Source organism: Micromonospora sp. NPDC005710, from assembly GCF_040630995.1.
Classification (GTDB): Bacteria; Actinomycetota; Actinomycetes; order Mycobacteriales; family Micromonosporaceae; genus Micromonospora.
Genome location: NZ_JBEXYP010000011.1, coordinates 150,961 through 171,565, shown reverse-complemented (window position 1 = coordinate 171,565; position 20,605 = coordinate 150,961). Strand labels below are relative to the sequence as shown.

Genomic DNA, 20,605 nt, shown 5'->3' with positions numbered 1-20,605 from the left:
ATGACGACCTACGGACCTGCGGGTTCCGATCAGCCGGACGACCCGTACCAGCGCCCGCCCAGCTCAGCACCTGTCGACCCGACAGTGCCGCAGTCGAGCATCCCGCCGGCGGAGGACCCGACCCGGCAGCAGTGGGGTCCGCCGCCGACCGGTGCGGAACCACCGACGACACCCCTGTGGGGGCCGCCGCCCACCAACCCGGAGCCGCCGACCACGCCGATGTGGGTACCGCCGCCGACCTCGGGCCCGGGATACCCACCGCCCGGCCCGTACCCGCCAGCCAGCCCGACCCCGCCCACCTCGGGACCGGGTTACCCACCAGCCGGGCCGACCCCGCCCGCGTCAGCGCCGGGTTACCCACCGCCCGGGCCGTACCCACCGGCGGGCCCGATGCCCGGTCAGCCGGCCGGGCCGGTCCCGGGTGAACCGCCCGTGGCGTGGGGTCAGCAGCCGCCCGGCGGCTACGGGATGCCGCCCGTGGCCCCGGTGAAGAAGACCGGTCGCAATGTCGCTCTCATCATCACTGTGGTGGCGCTGCTGGTCCTCTGTCCGTGCCTCGGCCTGGCCGGTTGGGCAGTCTGGAAGCTGGCCGACGCCGGCAGCGACGCCGCGCGTGCTCCGTCGACGAGCGCCCCGGTCGCGCCACCCGCTCTGCCCAGCGACGTCCCGACGCCGGCCGCGCCGACCCCGGACGAGGAGTTCGCGCGGGGTGACTGCGTGGTGAACGACGGCAGTGAGGACGCTGCGGAGCTGCGGAAGGTGCCGTGCGGGCCGAACACCTACCAGGTGTTGTTGCGCATCCCGGCGACGACTGACGGCGACCGGTGCGAGCTGCTCGCGCCGCAGGCGACAGCGAACTATGTGCACGACAACTCGGTCGACCTGTTCGACTACGTGCTCTGCCTGAAGAAGAGGTAGCCCGATCGGGGGTACCGGATCGATTGCCAAAACTAGGGCTGTCTAGCGTGGACGCTAGACAGCCCTAGTTTGTGGTCGACGGCCTCGACACGCCGGTAGCCCCATCTATCCATGTCTAGCCTCGCAGCTAGATGGCCCGATAATCTGCGATGCGTGGATCCGGTCCGCAACCCGTACGCGCCGGGCGCCGGCCAGCGTCCGCCCGAACTCGCTGGGCGGGGGCGGGAGCTGGACGTCTTCGACATCGTGCTCGAACGCATCGCCCGAGGTCGACCCGAGCGGAGCCTGATGCTCACCGGGCTGCGGGGCGTCGGTAAGACGGTCCTGCTCAACACCCTCCGGTCACAGGCGATCAACCGCCTCTGGGGCAGCGGCAAGATCGAGGCTCGACCCGACCAGTCGCTGCGCCGACCGGTCGCCGCCGCGCTGCACATGGCGGTCCGGGAGCTCGCCCCCCGCCACCGCGCACCGGACCGGATCGACGCGTTCCTCGGCGTCCTCAAGGCGTTCGCCCAGCGGTCCACCCCGACCGGCCGGCCGGGTGCCGCCACGAAGTTGCGCGACAGGTGGCAACCCGGCATCGACGTGCCGGCCGCCAGCGGCCGGGCCGACTCCGGCGACATCGAGATCGACCTGGTCGAGCTGTTCAGTGACGCCGCCGCGGTGGCCAGCGACGTCGGCACCGGCATCGCCATCTTCATCGACGAGATGCAGGACCTCGGCCCGGAGGACGTGTCCGCGCTCTGCGCCGCCTGCCATGAGCTGTCCCAGCTCGGCGCGCCGCTGATCGTCGTCGGCGCCGGCCTTCCGCACCTGCCGGCGGTGCTCAGCGCCGCCAAGTCGTACTCCGAACGGTTGTTCCGCTATCAACGCATCGACCGGCTCGACCGGATCGCCGCCGACCGGGCGCTCTGCGCGCCGGCCGAGCGCGAGGAGGTGGAGTACGAGCAGAAGGCCCTCGACCTGCTCTACGAGAAGTCCGGCGGCTACCCCTACTTCGTCCAGGCGTACGGCAAGGCGACCTGGGATCACGCGCCACGCTCGCCGATCACCGCAGCGGACGTGCGGGTAGCCGCACCCGAGGCGGAGGCCGAACTGGCCGTCGGGTTCTTCGGGTCCCGCTTCGAACGGGCGACTCCGGCCGAACGCGAGTACATGCGGGCGATGGCGATGATGTCGGCGGTCGAGGGCGAGCCCGGTTCGGTGGTCCCCGACGACATGGACGCTGCGGTGCCCACCGCGGAGATCGCCCGGGCTCTGGGCCGCAAGCCGGCCAGCCTCTCGCCGGCCCGCGACGCGCTCATCAAGAAGGGCCTGATCTATTCCGGGGAACGGGGCACTGTCGCCTTCACGGTCCCGCACTTCGGCAGGTACCTGCGGACCCAGCCGGCCTGACCGCCACCCACCGCGTCGGCTCGGTCAGACCTTCGACCAGGGCGCCGGAAAGAGCACCTCACCGCGCGGCGGGGGGCCCTCCTCGCTGGTGGACGGCGGCAGCACGAGCGCCTGCCAGGGTTGACCGAGGCCGGCCCACGGGCCGGTCAGGCCCAGCTCACTCGCCGGGCCGAACCCGAACCGGTGGTAGAAGGCCGGGGCACCGAGGACGACGACGAGCCGCTCGCCCAGCTCGGTGGAGGCGTCCAGGGCGGCCTGCACGACAGCCGTGCCGTGCCCGACCCGCTGTCGGTGCGGTGCGACAGCCACCGGGCCGAGCGCCAGGACGGGGACGTCCGAGCCTCGCTCCGGCCGTAGCCGCACCCGGGTGAGCAGCGCGTAGCTGACGACCTCACCGCCGTACTCGGCGACCATGGCCAGCTCCGGCAACCAGGCCGTGGTGTCGCGCAGCTCGTCGACGAGGCTGACCTCCGGTGGCGTCGTCACGTCCGGGCGGGCGAAGGCGGCGGCCAGCACGCGGCGGACCGGGCCGGCGTCGGCCGGGCCCTCGGGGCGTAGCCGCAGCGTGGTCACCCGCGCGACGTTACCCGCCGACGCCGGTCCATCCGTGACTGTCGCTCGATTCGGCGTGGCGTACGTGTACGAACACCAATCCGATCCTGCGGTTGACGGGGTAGCAAACGCCGCGACGGGGTATGACTGATCCATGACGCCCGTACGCTCCCTCGCCCGCGCCATGCTGAGCGGCATCTTCGTGGTCAGCGGGTATCGCAACCTCCGCGACCCCGGCCGCCTCACGGTGGCCGCGAAACCGGTGACCGACAAGGTCGCGCCGATGCTGAAGAAGGCACACCCGAGCTTCCCCACCGAGACCGAGACGTTGATCCGGCTCAACGCAGCAGTGCAGGTGAGCGCCGGTCTGATGCTCGCCACCGGAAGGTTCAGCCGACCAGCGGCGCTGGTTCTCGCCGGCACGCTGGTGCCGGTGACCATCGCCGGGCATCCCTTCTGGAACAACGACGACCCGATCGCCAAGAACAACAACCAGATTCACGTCCTGAAGAACCTCGGCCTCCTCGGCGGTCTGCTGCTCGCCGCGGCGGACACCGAAGGTAAGCCCGGTCTGCGGTGGCGGACGGGTCACCGCATCGGCCACTCTCGACGTTCCATGCAACGCGCCGTCCGGACCGCCCGGCGCGAGGCCCGAATCGCCGTCCGCTCCGCGTCCACCGCACGTCGACTCCCCGGCTGACCTGCGTCGATCCGTTCCGGTCCCACCCCCACCCCCCGCTAAGGCCACGAATTACCTGAACCACCCGGTAGGCGTTAACGCGGTGGAAATGTCAAAAACTTGTGTGGGATCGGACACGGTCGCATAACGCGGGAGGCACTGACGTGAGGCGCCGCTCTAGGCTCCGTGCAGGACCTGGACGGGTAGGACGACCTTGGTACGGGGGTGGCCACGCCATGCCGACGGCTGTCGGTAGACGGGCGGACCGCCTCGCCCCAATCCAACGTGTGACACGCGGGATCGACCGGGTGACGCGCGGGATCGATCGCAGGAACGTCGTACGGGGCGCCATAGTGGCCGCCGTCGCCTACGCCGCATGGCTCGCCATCGGTGCCTTTGGGCGGCCGTACAACTTCTTCGACATGAAGATCTACCACGGTGCCGTGGTGTGGTGGGCGAGCGGTCACGAGCTCTACGAGTTCATCGCGCCCGGAACCACACTGGGGTTCACCTACCCACCCTTCGCCGGGTTGGTCATGCTGCCGATGGCGCAGCTGCCGATCGGCGTCGCCGGCATGGTCAACGCCGCCGCCAGCATCGCCGCGTTGGCGCTGGTGCTGGCCGGGCTGCTCCGACCCATCGTGGACCGGCTGGGGTGGCCACTGTGGTTCACGGTGGCCGTGGCGGTGCCGCTCGCGGTAGCCATCGAGCCGGGCCGGGAGACGCTCGGCTACGGCCAGGTCAACATCCTGCTGTTCGCTCTCATCATGGCGGACCTGATCGGTCTCCGTTGGCGGTCCCGCCGGGGCACCCACTACGCCGCCACCGACGGCCCACTGCTGCGCTTCATCTACGGCGGGGCCTGGGCCGGGGCCGGTATCGGCCTCGCCACCGCGGTCAAGCTCACCCCGGCGCTGTTCATCGCCTACCTGCTGATCACCCGTCAGTGGCGGGTCGCGGCCACCGCCATCGGCACCACGATCGGCGTGACAGTGGCGAGCTTCGCGATCGTCGGTGACGAGTCGCGGACCTACTTCGGCAGCGTGCTGTGGCAGACCGAACGGGTCGGCGCGGCGGACATGACGCCGAACCAGTCCCTCGCCGGTCTGCTCGCCCGGCTGTACGACTCCATCGAGACCCCGGGGCTGCTGTGGCTCGCCTTCTCGGTGCTGGTCCTGGCGCTCGGTCTGTCCCGGGCGGCCAGTTCCCGCGCCGACGGTGACGAGCTGACCGCCTTCACGCTCGTCGGTCTCACCGCGAACGTGATCAGCCCGATCTCGTGGACGCACCACCTGGTCTGGGTGATCCCGGCGATCATCGTGCTGGCCGACGCCGCCGTCCGTCGCCGCGAGGCGAGTCGGGGGATGCCGCAGCGCACCGGCCAGGGGCAGGTCTTCGGCGGTCTACCCGGGGTCAACGGTCTGCGTCCGCCGATCTGGTACCCGACGCTGACCGGGCTGCGCCACGGCGCCGCCGCGATCGGGCTCTACCTGCTCTTCCTGATCTCGCCGATCTGGCCGTACGAACACCAACTGCCGGAGATGTCGCACTACCAGGACGGCCTGTTCGGCGCCCTGATGGAAAACTCGCTGGCGCTCGCGCTGATCCTGCTGGTCGCGGCACTGCCCTGGCGTCCAGGCGCGGAGCCGGCGTTCTACGGCGACCGGCTGGCCAGGGCAGTGGTGGTCAACGGCCACCGCTGAGCGGTCAGGGGCAGTTGACCCATTCCTCGGTGCCATCGGTGAAGACCTGCCGTTTCCAGATCGGCAGCCGCGCCTTGACCTCATCGACGAGCCGGGCGCAGGCCGCGAAGGCCGCCGCCCGGTGCGCGGTGCTCACCGCGGCGACAAGCGCCACGTCCCCGATCGCCAGGGGGCCGACCCGGTGCGAGACCGCCACCGCGTAGACATCGGGGTCGGCGGCGATCTCGGCGGCCACCTCGCGCAGCACCTGCGCGGCGCTCGGGTGCCCCTCGTACTCCAGGCTGGTGACCTGACGGCCGTGGTCGTGGTCGCGGACCACGCCCTGGAAGGACACCACGGCGCCGGCCCGGCGGTCGGCGACCGCCGCCTCGTGCGTGGCGAGGTCGAGTGGCTGGTCAGTGACCTCGCCGAAGGTGATCGTTGGTGCGGTCACGACGCACGCTCCCCGGGGAACAACGGCAGTGGCACCATCGGCACCCGGTCGCCCGGCTCGCCGCTGGTGCCGGGTCGGATGACCGCGAACCCGTCCGCGCCGGCCAGGCCGCGCAGCATCGCCGAACCGACGTGGTGGACCGGTGACACGGTGCCGGCGGCCCGGTCCAGTCGGACCAGCGCCAGGTGGGTGTGGTCGCCGCGACCGGGCACCGCCTCGGCCAACGTGACCTGCGGCAGCAGCGGCATCGACCGGCCCTGGAGGCCGGCGAGCAGCGGGGCGACCAACGACACCAGCGCGACGATTGCGGACTGCGGGTTGCCCGGCAGCCCGGCCACGAACCGGGCCCGCCCGTCGGGGCCGGTCAGCCGGGCCAGCAGCATCGGGAAGCCGGGGCGGACGGCCACGGTGTTGACCACGTAGTCGGCGCCGAGCGCCTCCAGGGCCGGGTGCAGGTGGTCGACCGGGCCGTTCATCGTGCCGCCGGTGGTGCAGATCAGGTCGGCGTTGGTCAGCGCCGACCGCAGAGCCGCCACGTGCGCGGGCAACGTGTCGGCCACCGGGCCGACCACGTCGGACGAGCGGACCTGGCAGCCGTACCGTCGCAGCCACGCCGGCACCGCCGGCCCCAGCGCGTCGCGGACGCGACCGGCGGCGGGCGGACCAGCAGTCAGCAGCTCGTCACCGAAGACCAGCAACGCGGCACGCGGCGCCCGCCGGACCCGCAGCGAGTCGTGCCCGCAGGCGGCAGCCAGGCCGATGACCGCCGGGTCGACAGGCGTGCCGGCCGGCAACAACTGCTCATCGGCGTACGCCTCCTCGCCGGGTTTCCGCCACTCGGGCGCCTCCCGGGGAACGCCGCTGACCAGGCCGTCGGCGGTTGTCGACTCTTCGACGCGCAACACGGCGGTGGCGCCCTCGGGCACCATCGCACCGGTAGCGATCTCGACTGTGGTGTCGTCCTCGGTGAGCGGCGCGGGGGTGCTGCCGGCCAGGACCCGGCCGACGACACGCCAGGGCCCACGGCCGCGCACCGCCCAGCCGTCCACGCTGGAGGTGGGAAACGCCGGCAGGTCGGTGCGGGTGGTCAACGGCTCGGCCAGGGTCGAGCCGTCCGCGTCGGCGAGTGGTCGGGCGCTGGCGGGCAGCGCGGCGGCCAGACCGACCGCGTAGACCCGCGACCGCGCTTCCTCCCACCCGGCCGGCGGGGGTGCGGCGACCCGATCCGCTGTGCGTGCGGTTTCCGTGCTCACCGGCCGAGCCTATCGGCCCGGGCCGACAGCCGCCCGGGCCTGGCGTGCACCGGTCAGTGGTCCCCGCCGCGGAGTTGGTCGACGGTGTGCCCGAGGATCGGCCCGAGGACGGCCAGGCCGTCCCGGGCGCCGCCGGTCGAGCCGGGCAGATTGACCACGAGCATCCGACCGGCGACCCCGGCCAGGCCCCGGGACAGCACCGACGTCGGCACCCGGCCACGACTGTGCGCGCGGATCGCCTCGGCGATGCCGGGGATCTCGTAGTCGAGCACGCCCCGGGTCACGTCCGGGGTCCGATCCGACGGGGTCACCCCGGTGCCACCGCTGGTCAGCACCACGTCGACGGCGTCGGCGAGGGCGGCCCGCAGAGCGTCGCCGACCGGGTCACCGTCGGGCACCACGACCGGATCGTCGACCTGACAGCCCAGCTCGCGCAGACCGGCGACGAGCAGGGGCCCACTGGTGTCGGCGTAGACACCGGCGGCGGCCCGATTGGAAGCGACGATCACCCGGGCCCGGATCACTGCCGGCCCTCCGGACGAACCCACTCGCCGGTCTTGCCGCCTTCCTTGCGCAGCACCCGAACCGCGTCCACCGAGGCCGCCGGGTCGACAGCCTTGACCATGTCGACCAGGGCGAGGCCGGCGACTGCGACAGCCGTCAACGCCTCCATCTCCACCCCCGTCCGGTCCGCCGTGCGGGCGGTGGCAGTGATCTCCACGGTGTCGGCGGTGAGTGTCAGGTCGACGGCGACACCGTGCAGGGCGATCGGGTGGCAGAGCGGGATCAGTTCCGGAGTGCGCTTGGCCCCCATGATCCCGGCCAGCCGCCCGACGGCCAACGCGTCACCCTTGGGCAGCCCGTCGCGATGCAACAGGTCGATGACCTCTGGTGTGGTCCGTAGACGGCCGGCCGCGACGGCCAGGCGCCCCGTCACCGCCTTGGCGGAGACGTCGACCATGCGGGCCGCGCCGGCGCGATCGACGTGGCTGAGCTGCGCGGGTTCGGTCACGGTCGTGAGCCTAACTGTGCGGTACGACGGCGGTCGGGAGGAGCGGCGTCCGGCTGACGACCGCACCGGGGTGCCGACGGCGCGACGGTCCGACGCCCGCTCCTCCCTTACCGGCCCGCTGCCGAGATCGCTGGGGGGGACCCGGCAGCGGGTGTGTGTCGACGACCCGGTTCTGCCCACTGGCAGAACCTCCCCCGTTCGTCGGATACGGCGGAGAAGGTACCGGGCCTGCCGATAAGAAATCGATAAGCGACGTTCGGGCTGGTCAGCAGGTCAGGCACCGAGGGGTGCGGTGCCCATCTCGGCAAGGCGACGTTCGGCCTCGAAGCGCTCCGGCACGCCCATCCGGCGGAAGATCGCCAGCGCCCGCTCCCAGTGCCGCCGGGCCTCGGCCGGGTCGGTGCGGACGAAGTGTTCGGCGAGCCCGGACAGGGCTCGACCCTGCTCGTGCGGGTGTGCGATCCGCGTCGCCAACCGCAACGCCTCCTGGTGCACCTCGAACGCCTCGTCACCCCGCCCCTGGGCCCGCAGGGTGCGCCCGAGTTCGTTGAGCGCGGCCGCCTCGACATGTCGTTCCCCCGAACCGATCGACAACTGCCGGGCCACCTCATGCTCGTGCTGGGCCTCCACCAGACGGCCCAGACCGCGGTAGGCGATCCCGAGGTCGTTGCGTACCTCAGCCTCGGCGTACCGGTGACCGGTGCGATTGCGTAAGGCCAACGAGGCCAGAAGTATGCGGATCGCCTGCGGAAGATCACCCATCCGGAGGCGCACGGCGCCAATGTGACTGAGGGCGTTGAGTGTGTGGAACTCGTCGGAGTTTGTCCGGGCCCACGCCAGGTGCAGGCGGTGCATCCGCAACGCCTCCTCGTGACGACCCAGGGCCGAGAGCGCCAAGCCGAGATTAGGCAGCAGGATCGAACCGCCGATGCTCCCGTATGCCTTGTAATCTCGCAGACACTCGAGGCCGAGCTTCACCGACTCGGACAGGTGACCGCTCCACCAGTACACGGCGGCGAGGTTCGCGCGATACCGAGCCGGGTTCAACACGTCCTGCGAGTCGCGAGAGAGGTCGACCGAGCGGGTCAGGTGATCGATTGCCCCCTGCTTGTTCCCGGTCCGGACGTAGGCGGATGCCAGGTAGTTGTTCATCAGCGCGAGCGCGTCGACGTCCCCGGCGGCCTCCGCCGCCTCCAGCCCATGCCGGTGGGTCAGGATGATGTCTTCGAAATAACCGCGGATGTAGCAGAAACGCCAGAGAGCGCGGGCCAATTGCCAGCAGTACTGGTAGAACCCCGACTCGTGCGCCGACAACACGATCGTCACCAGGTCCGTCCGCTCGGCCTCCAACCAGTCGGCGGTCGGCTCTCCGAGTGCCTCGATGAGTTCGAGCTGTCCGGACGGAATGTGCTTCACCTGTGATCTGATGACGCCTGGCTCCAGCTGATCGGCGACCCTGAGGACGACCTCCAGCGTGAAGTCGAACAGTCGAGTCAGCCCAAGTCGGCGGTCGTGCAAGGAGTCGGTGACCGAGCACAGGTCGATGGAGTACTGCCGCATGAGGTCATGCAGTTGGTATCGCGTCGAATCCAGGTCCTCGACCAGGTTCCGGTCGACGAGGTCGTCGAGCGCATCGCGAGTTTCCGCAATCGTGAGGCCGGTCAGCGCAGCGACTACCGACGTACTGAAGCGGCTACCGGGATACAGGCCCAGGAATCGGAAGACACGCTTGGTCGAAGGTGCAAGCGGCTCGTAGGAAGCGGCGAAGGCCCCAGTGACTGTGCTCTCCTCCTGAGCCAGATGTTGCAGCACCGGAGCTTTGCCAGCCATCTGCTCGGCGAGGTCCGCCAAGCGCCAGCCACGCCGATGCGCCAGCCTGGCACCAGCCAGCCGAATCGCCAGAGGGAGGTACCCGCACCGACGCACCACCTCGACGGCCGCCTCTGGTTCAGCCCCGACCCTGTCCCGGCCGACGCTCACGCGGAGCAGATCCACGCTCTCCTCGGGGCTCATCACGGGCAGCGTCCGCGATGGTCCGGCATCCGGATGGGAGAGCCGTCGTCGCGAGGTCACCACCACGACGGTGGTCGGCTCCGCCGGCAGCAGAGGCATGATCTGCTCGCTACTCGCGGCGTTGTCGAGAATCACCACTGCCCTGCGGCGGGCCAACTCTTGTCGCCACAACTCCACCCTGTCGTCGAACTCCACTGGAATCCGGTCGGCCGGCACCCCAAGCTGTCGAAGCAGGATGAACAAGGCACCCGCCGGTTTGATCCGGTTCTTGTCACCGTGCCCGCACAGGTCGATGAACAACGCGGCGTCCGGGTATCGATCGGACAGCCGACGGGCAAGGTGCACGGCGAGGGCCGTCTTCCCGCTGCCCGCCATGCCGTCGATGATGTGTACGGCCGGCACCCGCTCCTCGACCCGACGGGTCTCCGCCAGCAGCCGCAACACCACGTCCTCCCTGCCCACGAAGTCGGTGACCGCTCGGGGAAGGTGATCCGCCGGGGCGATCCGACCCTCCTCTGATGCCGCACCGACCGACACTCCGGCCCCGACCACCACCGACCTCGCCCGGTCAACCCCCGCAACCCGTACGGCGGCCCGCCCTGAACCTGGGCGCCCCATCGCCGTCACGATGGAGCGGCGCAACTCCTCGACGTTGTTTCCGGGGCCGACGCCCAACTCCGTGGTCAGGGCTCTTCGGATCTCCTCGTACACCGCCAGCGCCTCTGCGTTGTCCCCGCGTTCGTGCAAGGCACGCATGAGGAGGACGTAGGCCGGCTCGCGGAGAGAATGGCGGGCCACTACTTCACGCAACAGCGAGATTGCCAGGTCGTCCCGGCCCGATCTCAGCTGGACGTCGGCGAGAAGCTCCACGGTCAACAGCCGCTCCTCTTCGGCTGCGATAGTTCGAGAGGTAAGGACGGGCCCGAGCGGGACACCGGCGAGCATCGGTCCCCGCCACCGCGCCAGAGCGCGCCCCAGCAACTCGCGGGCACGGTCCAGGTGGCCACCCGTCAGCGCTTCCCGACCCGCGTTGCGTTCCCACTCGAAGCAGAAGACGTCGACCTGTTCCGGTTCGACTAGGAGTCGATAGCCGTTGCGTTGACGGGTGATGGCGTCACGACCGGCCGGGTGCGCCTCGAAAGTTCGACGCAGATTGGCGGCATAGGTCCGCACATTAGCTACTGCCGATCGCGGTGGGTTATCGATCCATAACTCATCGACGAGGTCGTCCACCGACACCAGTCGGCCGGGCTGAACGGCGAGCATCGCAAGGACCATCTGTTGTTTTGGCGTGCCCAAGCGCAAAGTGCGGACGGGCAGTTGCACAGAGAGGCCGCCAAGAACTCGTATCTCCACCCCGGCCCCCCGCCCTCAACGACAGTCCCGTATCCAGTCGATCACGCAACGAAGCTTACGGACCCGAGCTACCCGCCCGCGTCGCCAGCCTTAGCTGGAGCTGGAATGATCTGCCCAGGTGCTGCGAAACGAACGACCCGATTCGCCTCCGATGGCGGCCCGAACTGCGGATGAGCCCACTAGCAGGTTGCAGAACACTTAATGCGCCTCGGATGGGTCGGCCACGAATGGCCGATTCGTCCCGACCGCTCGCTGAAGCGGTTGAGCGCTCTGCTCAGGAGTGCGGACAGAAAGTGACATATCCGCTTCAGCTTGGCTAATGTTGCGCATACCGACATTAATTGTTCCTTCCCGCCCATCGGCTCCCTACTCTCGGCCCTACAAAGGAATGACGCCAAGGATGGCGCTCCGTAGCGGCGAGGGAGGTCGAGCGATGCGTAACAGCACCGAGTGGGACTAGTCCACCTCCAGCCCGACGCAATCCTCGACGCTGAAGGGGTGTCAGATGCGTAGCACCGAATGGGACTGAGTCCTTATCACCACTCCGCCACAGCGGTACGCTGCCCGTTAGCGGACACCGACGGTGGGTTACGGGTGAGGTTGAGTGAGCCGGACGACGCGTCGTCACACGGGGTTCGACCCGCGCCTGCTGAGCCTTGTCGGACTGCTGGTGACGCTGGCAATCGTCGTTGCCGTGGCGGCAGCGATCGCAACGAGTCACAACGTGCCAGACAGCGCGGGAGATGTCTCGACGATCTCAGCGCTAGTCCTGATGATCGCCCTGGGAGCAGTCGTCAAGGCGCGCCTCCGGATCAGGTCGACGACGTTCTCGTTCGCCTGGGTGGAGACGGCCATCGTCCTAGGGCTCGCCCTGGCGCCGCCATCGTGGGTGATCCTGTCGACGGGCGTCGGCATCGCCTGCGTATCGCTCGTCAACCGGCTGACCGCGATCAAGACGGCGTTCGGTATCGCCAAGCACACGCTAGTAGCTGGCGGCGCCACCCTGGTGGTCGTGCTACTTGGTGAGCGCTGGCCGCCAGACGGACTATGGCACCACCTCGTCTTGCTGGGGCTCGTCTACCTGGCCGCCGCAGTACTCGACGATCTGTTGGCCATCCCGGTAATCGCTCTCGCATCGGGCACCCGGATCGTCCGACAGTTCCGTAACCACCTCGACCTGAGGCTTGCCGGATTCGCCGTCCGGTTCATAGTGGCCGCTCTGACTTTGATCATCCTTAAGGCGGATCAGCGGCTCCTGCTCGCCGTCCCACCCCTGGTCCTGAGCCTGCACCTGGCCTACTCCGCGCGCATCCGCGGCCGCACCGAACAGCAGGCGTGGCAACGGCTGGCCCGCACCACCGACGCGCTGAACGTGGTCGACCTGGACAACGTCCTCACCACTGCCGTCACCCAGGCCGCCGAGTTGTTCTCCGCCGACGAGGTCGAGATCGAGCTGCGCGACGGCGGTCGCACCGTGCGCGGCGGCACCGGCGGCATCACCTTCGACGGGCCTACCGGCACGCCCACGGACGTGGACGCAACGATCGTCCCCGCGCCGCTGGAAGGCCATGACCGGACCGTCGACATCGGCGTGCTCCGACTGCGCTTCCGCGGCCCGGTGCAGCTCTCCGAGCGGGAGCAGTACACCCTTCGTACCTTCGCCTCCGCGCTGTGCACCGCCGTCCGCAACGCGCAGGCGTACGCCGAACTGGCCCGGGTCGCCGACGAGCACGCGTACGCGGCCTCGCACGACGCGCTGACCGGCCTGGCGAACCGCCGACACCTCCTCGACGAGGGCACCGAGCAGTTGAGCACCCGGCACGCCGACGGAGTGACGGCGCTGGTGCTGATCGACCTCAACCACTTCAAGGAGGTCAACGACACGCTCGGGCACGCCGCCGGCGACCAGGTGCTGGTGCAGGTGGCCGACCGGTTGCGGGACGCCGCCCAGGCGACCGACCTGGTGGCTCGCCTCGGCGGTGACGAGTTCGCCGTACTCCTGCGGGGTCTGCCGGCCCCGGCGGTGGCCGCGCACCGGGCCGAGACGCTGCTCGCCGCCCTGCACGAGCCGTTCGAGCTGGACGGCATGCGGATCAGCGTCGAGGCAAGCGGCGGGATCTCCGGCGCCCCGTCCAACGGCGGCATGGCCGAGTTGCTGCGCCGCGCCGACGTCGCCATGTACCAGGCGAAGCGGGCCGGGCAGCGGATCGCCACGTACGCCCCGACCCGGGACACCGCCGACCTCGGCCGCCTCACCCTCGGCGGTGACCTGCCGCGCGCGGTCGCCGACCACGAGTTCGTCGTCAACTTCCAACCGATCGTCGACCTGGGCACCGGCGAGGTGACGAGCGCGGAGGCGCTGGCCCGCTGGCACCACCCCACCCACGGCATGATCGACCCACTGCGGTTCCTGGAGGCGGTGGAACGTTCGGGCCTGCTACCAGCATTCGCGGAGGCGATTCTCGACCAGGCGCTGATCGCGGCGGTCAGTTGGCGCGACGCCGGCTTCGACGTACCGGTCGCTGTCAACGTGTCCCCACGCAGCCTGCTCGACGCCCGGTTCCCCGGCTCGGTGCTGGCCCGCCTCCGCGCCCACGACCTGCCACCGGACCGACTGGTCCTGGAGCTGACCGAGACGCTGACCCTCAGTCAACTCGACGTGGTCGACCGGGTGCTCAGCCGGCTCCGCGACGAGGGGGTCCGGTTGGCGTTGGACGACTTCGGCACCGGCTACTCCTCCCTGTCGCTGCTCTCGCGGATCCCGGTGCACGAGTTGAAGATCGACCGGAGCTTCGTGACGACGATGGAGAGTTCGGCCGAGGCCGCGGCCGTCATCCGTTCCACCCTCGACCTGGGTCGCAGCCTCGACCTGGACGTGGTGGCCGAGGGGGTGGAGAGCGAGCCGCAACGGCGGGCTCTGTGGGAGTTGGGTTGCGTCGCCGGGCAGGGGCACCTGTTCGCCCGGCCGGTGCCGTCCGGCACCCTGCTCGCGGCATTGCAGCGCGGTTCGGGCGGCCGACCGGGCACCCTGGCCGCACCGCTGCACGACGCGGGGGCGGTGATCCGATTGAACCAGAATCGCCGCCAGGCCAACCGTTCCAGGCCCGACCGCCTGCCGCACCTGCCCGCCTGAGCAGGCGGCCCACTCCTCGGCCGGCCCGGTCTGCCAGACTGTCGCGCGTGACAGTCGACGACCCGACCGCCGGCCGCCGTCGCTGGCACTGGCGGACGCTCGACAACGCCGCCGGCGGACTCGCAGTCGACCTGGTCCTCTACGCCGCCTCGGCCACCTTCGCCGCGATCATCGCGGTCACGCCGACCCTGCTGCCGCACCGCGCCTGGGGTGCGGTCGCCGCCGTCGGCTATCTGGTCGCAGCGCTGGCAGTGATCGCTCAACTTCTCCTCCGCCGACGCTCGCCGACCTCCCGGCTGACCGGCCTGCCGGCCCGCTGGACAGTCACCGGGCTCGTCTGGGCGGCCACCGCACTGCTGCCTCTGGCCTGGCAGAGCATCGACCGGGCCGGCGGGCGCACCGACCGCGCCCAGGAGGAGGTGCTGGTCGTGGAGCGGGCGGGCAGCCGCCTCCTGGAACACGGCACGCCCTACCTCGGACACGACGCCATCGCCGCCCTGCCCCCCGGCGACCAACTGATGGGCTACACCCCGTACCAGCCCGGCATGGCGATGTTCGGCCTCCCCCGCGCACTGCTCGACACCTGGTGGACCGACTCCCGGGTCTGGTTCGCGGTGGGCACCGCCCTGGCGCTCGCCCTGGCCGTGGCCGCCCTGCGCGGAACACCCGCCGGCCAGGCCACCCCCGCCGACACCCACCGACGGGACGCCGCCCTGCTGCGCGGCGTGCAGGCCGCCACCGTACTGCCGATCTGCGCCCTCACCCTCGCCACCGGCGGCGACGACCTACCCGTACTCGCGCTCTGTCTGCTGGCCCTCGCGTTCGCCGCCACCGACCGACCCGGCCGGGCCGGTCTCGCGGTCGGGCTCGCCGGCGCGCTGAAGCTGTTCGCCTGGCCGGTCGCCCTGGTCCTGATCGTCTGGGGCCTGACCCGGCGAGCCGGCACCCGGGTCGCCGCCGGCGCCGTCGGCCTGCCCGTCGCGGCACTACTGCCGGCGTTGCTGGTGGACCACGACGCCCTCACCGAGAACGTGCTTCGCTTCCCCCTCGGCCACGGGCTGGTCACCAGCCCCGCGCAGTCCCCGTTCCCCGGCTACCTGATCGCCAGCGCGTTACCCGCCGGCCGGCTGATCGCCGCCGCGTTGCTGGTCGCCGCCGGGGTGGCAATCGCCGTCCGGCTCGTCCGCCGTCCGCCCCGCACCGCCGTCGCCACCGCGCTCATCTGCGGGTACGGATTGCTCGCCGCCATCGCCCTGATGCCCGCTACCCGATTCGGCTACCTGCTGTACCCGCTGGCACTGCTGACCTGGGCCCCCGCCCTGCACCGCCCGGTCGACACACCTGCCGCGCCGCTTCCCGACGCGCGTTCCGGTCGGACCACTTCGGCGTAACTCCCGGGCGGGACGGCGCGTCAGAGCGTAGACCTGAAGACATGACGTACCGCGACCGGGCCGACGCGGGCCGGGTGCTCTCCGAACGGCTCACCGCACTCATCGGCGACCCGGACGTCGTCGTCCTCGGCCTCGTCCGCGGCGGCGTGCCGGTCGCCCGGGTCGTCGCCGACCGGCTCGGCGCACCACTTGACGTGCTTGTCGTCCGCAAGCTCGGCATGCCCTGGGCCAGGGAGGTCGCCTTCGGTGCCCTCGGGCCCGGCGGCGTACAGGTGCTCAACGACGCGCTGGCCAGCCGACTCGGCAGCGCCGACATCGCCGAGGTCCGCCACCGGGAGCAGGCCGAGTTGGAACGCCGGGAACGGCTCTACCGGGGCGACCGTCCACAGCTCGACCTCACCGGGCGGACCACAGTGATCGTCGACGACGGCCTCGCCACCGGCGCGACCGCCCGCGTCGCCGTCGAGGTCGTCCGCCACCTCGGGGCGCACCGGGTCGTGGTTGCGGTCCCGGTCGGCGCGCAGGAGGCGTACGAACTGCTCGCTGCCGAAGCCGACCAGGTCGTCTGCGCCCAGCGCCCCGAGGACTTCGGCGCGGTGAGCGTCTACTACGACGACTTCCACGAGGTGTCCGACGAAGAAGTCACCCAAGCGCTCACAGCAACTGCATAGGTTCACCGGGTACCGTCGGGCGATGAGTAGCCTCACCTGTCCCAAGTGTCGCGGAGAAATGCGCCAGTACGAGCGCAGTGGCGTCGTCATCGACCAGTGCGGGGAGTGCCGAGGCATCTTCCTGGACCGCGGTGAGCTGGAGAAGCTGTTCGAGGCGGAGGCCAACTGGAGCCGCCAACAGACCGGAGGCGCGCCCGGGCAACCCGCGCAGCAGCCGGCCGGCTACCCGCCCCCGCCACCCCAGCCGGGTTACGGTGCCGTCCCGCCGCCGCCCCCGCCCGCCCACGGCTACCCGCCGCAGCCGGCCTACGGCCACCAGCAGCAGCAGCACCACGGCTACCACGGCCACTACCGGCAGAAGAAGCGCAAGGGCTTCCTTGACGACATGTTCGGCTGATCCGAGCCGCACCTCCGCCCGGGTCGATCCACGTGTCGGCCCGGGCACACCACCCCGGCCGTTGATCGTTGGCGGGCGCGAGGCTTCATGCGAGGCTGAGTCGCATGACCACGATCCGACCGGACGAGGCGCTGGCCCAGGCGTACGACGGGATCACCGCGGTGGTCGGTCACCTGGACGACGCCGGCCTGCAACGAGCCACCCGCTGCCGGGGCTGGCTCGTCGCTGACCTGCTCCTGCACGTGCTCGGCGACGCCCAGCGGGCACTTGTCACACTGGCGAGCCCCGCCGACGGCCCCGCCGACGTCGACGACGTGAGCTACTGGCGTGACTTCCCCGGCGGCGACGGAGCCACGCGGCACGCCTGGTGGGTCCGCCGATCGGCAGCCGCCTTCGACAGCCCCACCGGGATCGTCGACCTGTGGCGGGGCACCGCCCCGGCGGCGGTCCGCGCCGCCGCGTCAGCCGACCCCGAGGGGTACGTCACCACCCAGGGGCACGTGCTACGCGTACCGGACTTCCTCGCCACCCTGACCACCGAGGCCGCCGTCCACCACCTGGACCTGACGCTGGAGCTGCCCGACGCGCCGCCGCCGGGTCCCCTGGCGGTACGCGTCGCGGTGGCGACCATGGACGGCCTGCTCAGCGACGACACCGTTCGACCCACCGCGTGGGACGACTACGACTTCCTGCTGAAGGCCACCGGGCGTGTGCCGCTGACCGACCGGGATCGGTTGGAGTTGGGCGAGTCGGCGGGCTGGTTCCCCCTGCTCGGCTGATCGACGACGGATGGCCGTGCCGGTCAGCCGATGGCCATGTCCACGAAACGGGACAGGTGCAGCTGGGCCGCGACGGTCACCGTGTCGGTGGGCCCGTTCCGGTGCTTGGCAATGATGAAATCCGCCTCCCCGGCCCGCGGCGACTCCTTGTCGTAGTAGTCGTCGCGATGCAGAAGGATGACAACGTCGGCATCTTGCTCAATTGATCCTGATTCACGCAAGTCAGACAATTGGGGTCGCTTGTCGGTGCGCTGCTCGGGGCCACGGTTCAGCTGACTGACCGCGATCACCGGGCACTCGACCTCCTTGGCCAGGAGCTTGAGGCCACGGGACAGGTCGGCGACCTCCTGCTGACGGCTCTCGGTGCGCTTGGGTGAGGTCATCAGCTGGAGATAGTCGACCACGATCATCTTGAGGTCGTGCCGCTGCTTGAGCCGGCGAGCCTTGGCCCGGATCTCCATCAGGTTCATGCTCGGCGTGTCGTCGACGAAGAGCGGCGCCTCGCTGATCTCACCCATGCACCGGGCCAGCTTGGTCCAGTCGTCGTCGGAGAGCTGCCCACTGCGCAGCACGTGCAGCGGCACCCGCGCCTCGGCGGAGAGCAGCCGCATCACGATCTCGACCTTGCTCATTTCCAGCGAGAAGATGGCTGCCGCCTGGTTCGCGCGAATAGCAGCATTTCGGGCAAAGTCCATGCTGGCCGTGCTGTTGTGGGTAGGGATCATCGCCCGGCTGGCCAGGTACAGGTGTTCGTCGTTGTCGACGGTCACGCACCGCACGGGCACGCTGGGGACCGGCCGGACGTCGACGATGAAACGCGAGGTCGTTCGAACGTCGGAGGTGGTGCGGCGGCGTTCGGCGTGCGCATCCTGCTTGCGCCTGAGCCGGAAGATGACATCCGGGGTGGAGAAGTTCAGCGTGTACGCGATCGACGACTCGTTGGTGCGGCCGCGTACCGGCTTCGCGTTGACCGTGCAGCGGTAGCCGAGACTGACGATGAGTTCGCGTACGTCATCAGCCAGCCGCTTTGAGGTCGACGTGTACTGCAGGTTGCCGGCGGGGGCGACGGTCCCATCGGTGTCCATCAGCCCGGCGAGCAACGCCCTGCGCTGAGCCTCCGAGGCGCGCAGATAGGCGGTCGGGATGTGCTTGTTCCCCGCCACCCCGACCTGACGCAACAGCCCGAGGAAGGAACCGTTCCGATGACGGCAGTCTGCACACTTCCTGGTCGCTGGATTCTCCCGCAACGCCCTGGTGGAAACGCCACAGTCTGGGCAGACACCGTTGCCCAGAGCAGCGGACGTGGGCCGCAGCAAAATGGTGTAGACCATCGGCCCACTCGGCCGCACGACGAAGCCGTCCGCCTCGACGTGCGTGAGCATCTCCAGATCTGCCGTGGTGAAGCGGCTGGCGTCGCTGTGCCCATCACCAAGCCACGCCCCCAAGGTGTAGGGCGGAACCAGCAGCTCACGGTCCGGGAGCTGGATGGGAACGCAATTCCGTACGGCGTGGTTGAGCCGCCGCTGGGCGGTGTCCGTATGCAGCGTGGCTGCGATCTCTGCAGTGGTGACGACCCCGTCGTGGTCGGCCCGGCTGCCGGCATTGATTTTTCGCTCGGCTCGTTCGAGAAGGGCGCTCAGAAGTGGACCGGTCGGATAGCCGGGCGCAGTCCAGTTCTGCGGCTTGCCGTTGCGCACGATGGGACGACTGATCCGGCCAACCGACCCAACCTCACGGGCGACGGTGTGCAGGACGTGTCGGAACTCCGGCCCAACCTGCCCGAGCGTGTCGAAGAGCGTGATCGGCTGGTTCCGCAGGGAGCTCAGCCGCTGATGTGCAGCACGCACCTTGGCGAGCGACGACTCGGGCCAGTGCCGCCCCTGCCGCACCGGGGCCTGCCGCCGGCTCGCGCGGCTGGTGGTCTTCCACAGGTGCTCCGCGTCGGCCACGATGACCGTGCCGTCGGAGAATTCCACCTCGTAGCAGGGGCGGTCCTGCATGACGTCGAAGGCGTGGATGACAGTGGTGGGTCTGCCGTCCGCCGCCAGAAGTTGATCGCCCGCCTGGACCTCGCCCATCGTGGTCCAGCCGCCCGGGGTCGGCAGTGGGGTGTCGAGCGCGAGGGCCTTTCCCAAACCGGGCCTGCCCGCCACGATGATCAACTGTCCGGCGTGCAGGCCGTTGAGCAGGCGGTCCAGGTCGCTGAAGCCGGTCGGTACGCCGGACATCATGCCGCCCTGCGCGCCCACCGCCTCGATCTCGTCGAGCGTGGGCTGCAGCATGTCGGCCAGGATCGCGAAGTCCTCGCTGACCCGGCGTTCGGTGACGTCGTAGACGGCCTGCTGCGCCAGGTCGACGACGTCGTCCACGTCGCGGCTGCCGCCACTGGCGGTGCCGTAGCCCAGCTGCACGATCTTGGTGCCGGCCTCGACCAGCCGGCGCAGCACGGCCCGCTCGCTGACGATCCGGGCGTAGTACGCCGCGTTGGCGGCGGTCGGCACGCTGGCGATCAGGGTGTGCAGGTAGGGAGCGCCTCCGACGCGTACCAGATCGCCGGAGTCGGCAAGCGCCGCCGCGACCGTGATCGAGTCGGCCGGCTCACCGCGACCGTAGATGTCCAGGATGATGTCGAAGATGGTGGCGTGCACCGGCCGATAGAAGTCGTTGGTCTTGAGAATCTCGACGACGTCGGCGATGGCGTCCTTGGAGAGCAGCATGCCGCCGAGGACGCACTGCTCGGCGGCGACGTCCTGGGGCGGGGTCTTGTCGAACTGGCCATCCCGCGGCGCGGCTGGCTGGCCTCCGCCGGAGCGTGGCTCTGCCCGCATGTCGTCGGTGATCGACACGGGTCCCCCCTCCACTGCGCCGGATCCAGTCCCAGCTCTACCGCTGGGGTGTGACACTTCCGTCCGACCGGGGC

The 20,605-nt window shown here is 70.3% G+C and carries 16 protein-coding genes; 9 read left to right on the top strand and 7 right to left on the bottom strand.

Features of this window, described 5'->3' with window-relative positions; all coding sequences use genetic code 11:
• Positions 1 to 468: 468 nt before the first annotated feature.
• Both ABZ406_RS17345 and ABZ406_RS17340 read left to right on the top strand, forming a co-directional pair.
• Positions 469 to 918: a hypothetical protein gene (locus tag ABZ406_RS17345; RefSeq protein ID WP_357762315.1), complete on the top strand. Its 450-nt coding sequence runs from the start codon at positions 469 to 471 to the stop codon at positions 916 to 918.
• A gap of 153 nt (positions 919 to 1,071) precedes the next feature.
• Positions 1,072 to 2,313: an ATP-binding protein gene (locus ABZ406_RS17340; protein WP_357762152.1), complete on the top strand. Its 1,242-nt coding sequence runs from the start codon at positions 1,072 to 1,074 to the stop codon at positions 2,311 to 2,313.
• A gap of 24 nt (positions 2,314 to 2,337) precedes the next feature.
• Here ABZ406_RS17340 and ABZ406_RS17335 read toward each other — a convergent pair whose 3' ends face one another.
• A complete protein-coding gene (locus ABZ406_RS17335; RefSeq protein WP_357762149.1) occupies positions 2,338 to 2,886 on the bottom strand; it encodes an N-acetyltransferase in 549 nt (182 codons plus the stop codon).
• Positions 2,887 to 3,019: 133 nt separating this feature from the next.
• On the opposite strand from ABZ406_RS17335, the gene ABZ406_RS17330 reads away from it, so the two are divergent.
• Together ABZ406_RS17330 and ABZ406_RS17325 are read left to right on the top strand one after the other, a co-directional pair.
• The gene (locus tag ABZ406_RS17330) at positions 3,020 to 3,565 is read left to right on the top strand and encodes a DoxX family protein (protein ID WP_357762147.1); all 546 of its coding nucleotides are present in this window, start codon (positions 3,020 to 3,022) and stop codon (positions 3,563 to 3,565) included.
• A 215-nt stretch (positions 3,566 to 3,780) separates the two neighbouring features.
• Positions 3,781 to 5,247, top strand: a complete 1,467-nt coding sequence (locus ABZ406_RS17325) for a glycosyltransferase 87 family protein (RefSeq protein ID WP_357762144.1) — start codon at positions 3,781 to 3,783, stop codon at positions 5,245 to 5,247.
• Positions 5,248 to 5,251: 4 nt separating this feature from the next.
• On the opposite strand, the gene ABZ406_RS17320 is transcribed toward ABZ406_RS17325, so the two are convergent.
• From ABZ406_RS17320 to ABZ406_RS17300, 5 genes are all read right to left on the bottom strand, one after another.
• The gene (locus ABZ406_RS17320) at positions 5,252 to 5,680 is read right to left on the bottom strand and encodes a molybdenum cofactor biosynthesis protein MoaE (protein WP_357762141.1); all 429 of its coding nucleotides are present in this window, start codon (positions 5,678 to 5,680) and stop codon (positions 5,252 to 5,254) included.
• Positions 5,677 to 6,933 (bottom strand): molybdopterin molybdotransferase MoeA, encoded by a 1,257-nt coding sequence (locus ABZ406_RS17315; RefSeq protein WP_357762138.1) that lies wholly within the window; start codon positions 6,931 to 6,933, stop codon positions 5,677 to 5,679. The genes ABZ406_RS17320 and ABZ406_RS17315 overlap by 4 nt, the downstream gene beginning before the upstream one ends.
• Before the next feature lie 53 nt (positions 6,934 to 6,986).
• Complete coding sequence (locus ABZ406_RS17310) at positions 6,987 to 7,457, bottom strand: MogA/MoaB family molybdenum cofactor biosynthesis protein (RefSeq protein WP_357762135.1); 471 nt, start codon at positions 7,455 to 7,457, stop codon at positions 6,987 to 6,989.
• On the bottom strand, positions 7,454 to 7,945 hold the full coding sequence (moaC, locus tag ABZ406_RS17305; protein ID WP_357762132.1) for a cyclic pyranopterin monophosphate synthase MoaC: 492 nt from the start codon (positions 7,943 to 7,945) through the stop codon (positions 7,454 to 7,456). Before moaC ends, ABZ406_RS17310 begins: the two co-directional genes overlap by 4 nt.
• 273 nt (positions 7,946 to 8,218) lie before the next feature.
• Positions 8,219 to 11,284 (bottom strand): BTAD domain-containing putative transcriptional regulator, encoded by a 3,066-nt coding sequence (locus ABZ406_RS17300; protein ID WP_357762312.1) that lies wholly within the window; start codon positions 11,282 to 11,284, stop codon positions 8,219 to 8,221.
• A gap of 634 nt (positions 11,285 to 11,918) precedes the next feature.
• On the opposite strand from ABZ406_RS17300, the gene ABZ406_RS17295 reads away from it, so the two are divergent.
• From ABZ406_RS17295 to ABZ406_RS17275, 5 genes are all read left to right on the top strand, one after another.
• A complete protein-coding gene (locus ABZ406_RS17295) occupies positions 11,919 to 14,447 on the top strand; it encodes a bifunctional diguanylate cyclase/phosphodiesterase (protein ID WP_357762129.1) in 2,529 nt (842 codons plus the stop codon).
• Positions 14,448 to 14,494: 47 nt separating this feature from the next.
• Positions 14,495 to 15,838, top strand: a complete 1,344-nt coding sequence (locus ABZ406_RS17290; protein ID WP_357762126.1) for a glycosyltransferase family 87 protein — start codon at positions 14,495 to 14,497, stop codon at positions 15,836 to 15,838.
• A gap of 41 nt (positions 15,839 to 15,879) precedes the next feature.
• Positions 15,880 to 16,509 carry a phosphoribosyltransferase gene (locus ABZ406_RS17285; RefSeq protein ID WP_357762124.1) on the top strand — a complete coding sequence of 210 codons (630 nt, stop codon included), beginning with the start codon at positions 15,880 to 15,882 and terminating at the stop codon, positions 16,507 to 16,509.
• A 22-nt stretch (positions 16,510 to 16,531) separates the two neighbouring features.
• Positions 16,532 to 16,906 (top strand): zf-TFIIB domain-containing protein, encoded by a 375-nt coding sequence (locus tag ABZ406_RS17280; RefSeq protein WP_357762121.1) that lies wholly within the window; start codon positions 16,532 to 16,534, stop codon positions 16,904 to 16,906.
• Between the two features lie 104 nt (positions 16,907 to 17,010).
• A complete protein-coding gene (locus ABZ406_RS17275) occupies positions 17,011 to 17,685 on the top strand; it encodes a maleylpyruvate isomerase N-terminal domain-containing protein (RefSeq protein WP_357762118.1) in 675 nt (224 codons plus the stop codon).
• Positions 17,686 to 17,708: 23 nt separating this feature from the next.
• On the opposite strand, the gene dnaB is transcribed toward ABZ406_RS17275, so the two are convergent.
• Positions 17,709 to 20,513 (bottom strand): replicative DNA helicase, encoded by a 2,805-nt coding sequence (gene dnaB, locus ABZ406_RS17270; RefSeq protein WP_357762309.1) that lies wholly within the window; start codon positions 20,511 to 20,513, stop codon positions 17,709 to 17,711.
• Positions 20,514 to 20,605: the final 92 nt, after the last annotated feature.

Excerpts from the sequence above, each read along its gene's own strand:
- ABZ406_RS17345 (WP_357762315.1), top strand. The coding sequence starts at position 469 with ATGCCGCCCGTGGCCCCGGTGAAGAAGACCGGTCGCAATGTCGCTCTC.
- ABZ406_RS17330 (WP_357762147.1), top strand. The coding sequence starts at position 3,020 with ATGACGCCCGTACGCTCCCTCGCCCGCGCCATGCTGAGCGGCATCTTC.
- ABZ406_RS17325 (WP_357762144.1), top strand. The coding sequence starts at position 3,781 with ATGCCGACGGCTGTCGGTAGACGGGCGGACCGCCTCGCCCCAATCCAA.
- ABZ406_RS17285 (WP_357762124.1), top strand. The coding sequence starts at position 15,880 with ATGACGTACCGCGACCGGGCCGACGCGGGCCGGGTGCTCTCCGAACGG.
- ABZ406_RS17280 (WP_357762121.1), top strand. The coding sequence starts at position 16,532 with ATGAGTAGCCTCACCTGTCCCAAGTGTCGCGGAGAAATGCGCCAGTAC.
- ABZ406_RS17275 (WP_357762118.1), top strand. The coding sequence starts at position 17,011 with ATGACCACGATCCGACCGGACGAGGCGCTGGCCCAGGCGTACGACGGG.
- dnaB (WP_357762309.1), bottom strand. The coding sequence starts at position 20,513 with ATGCGGGCAGAGCCACGCTCCGGCGGAGGCCAGCCAGCCGCGCCGCGG.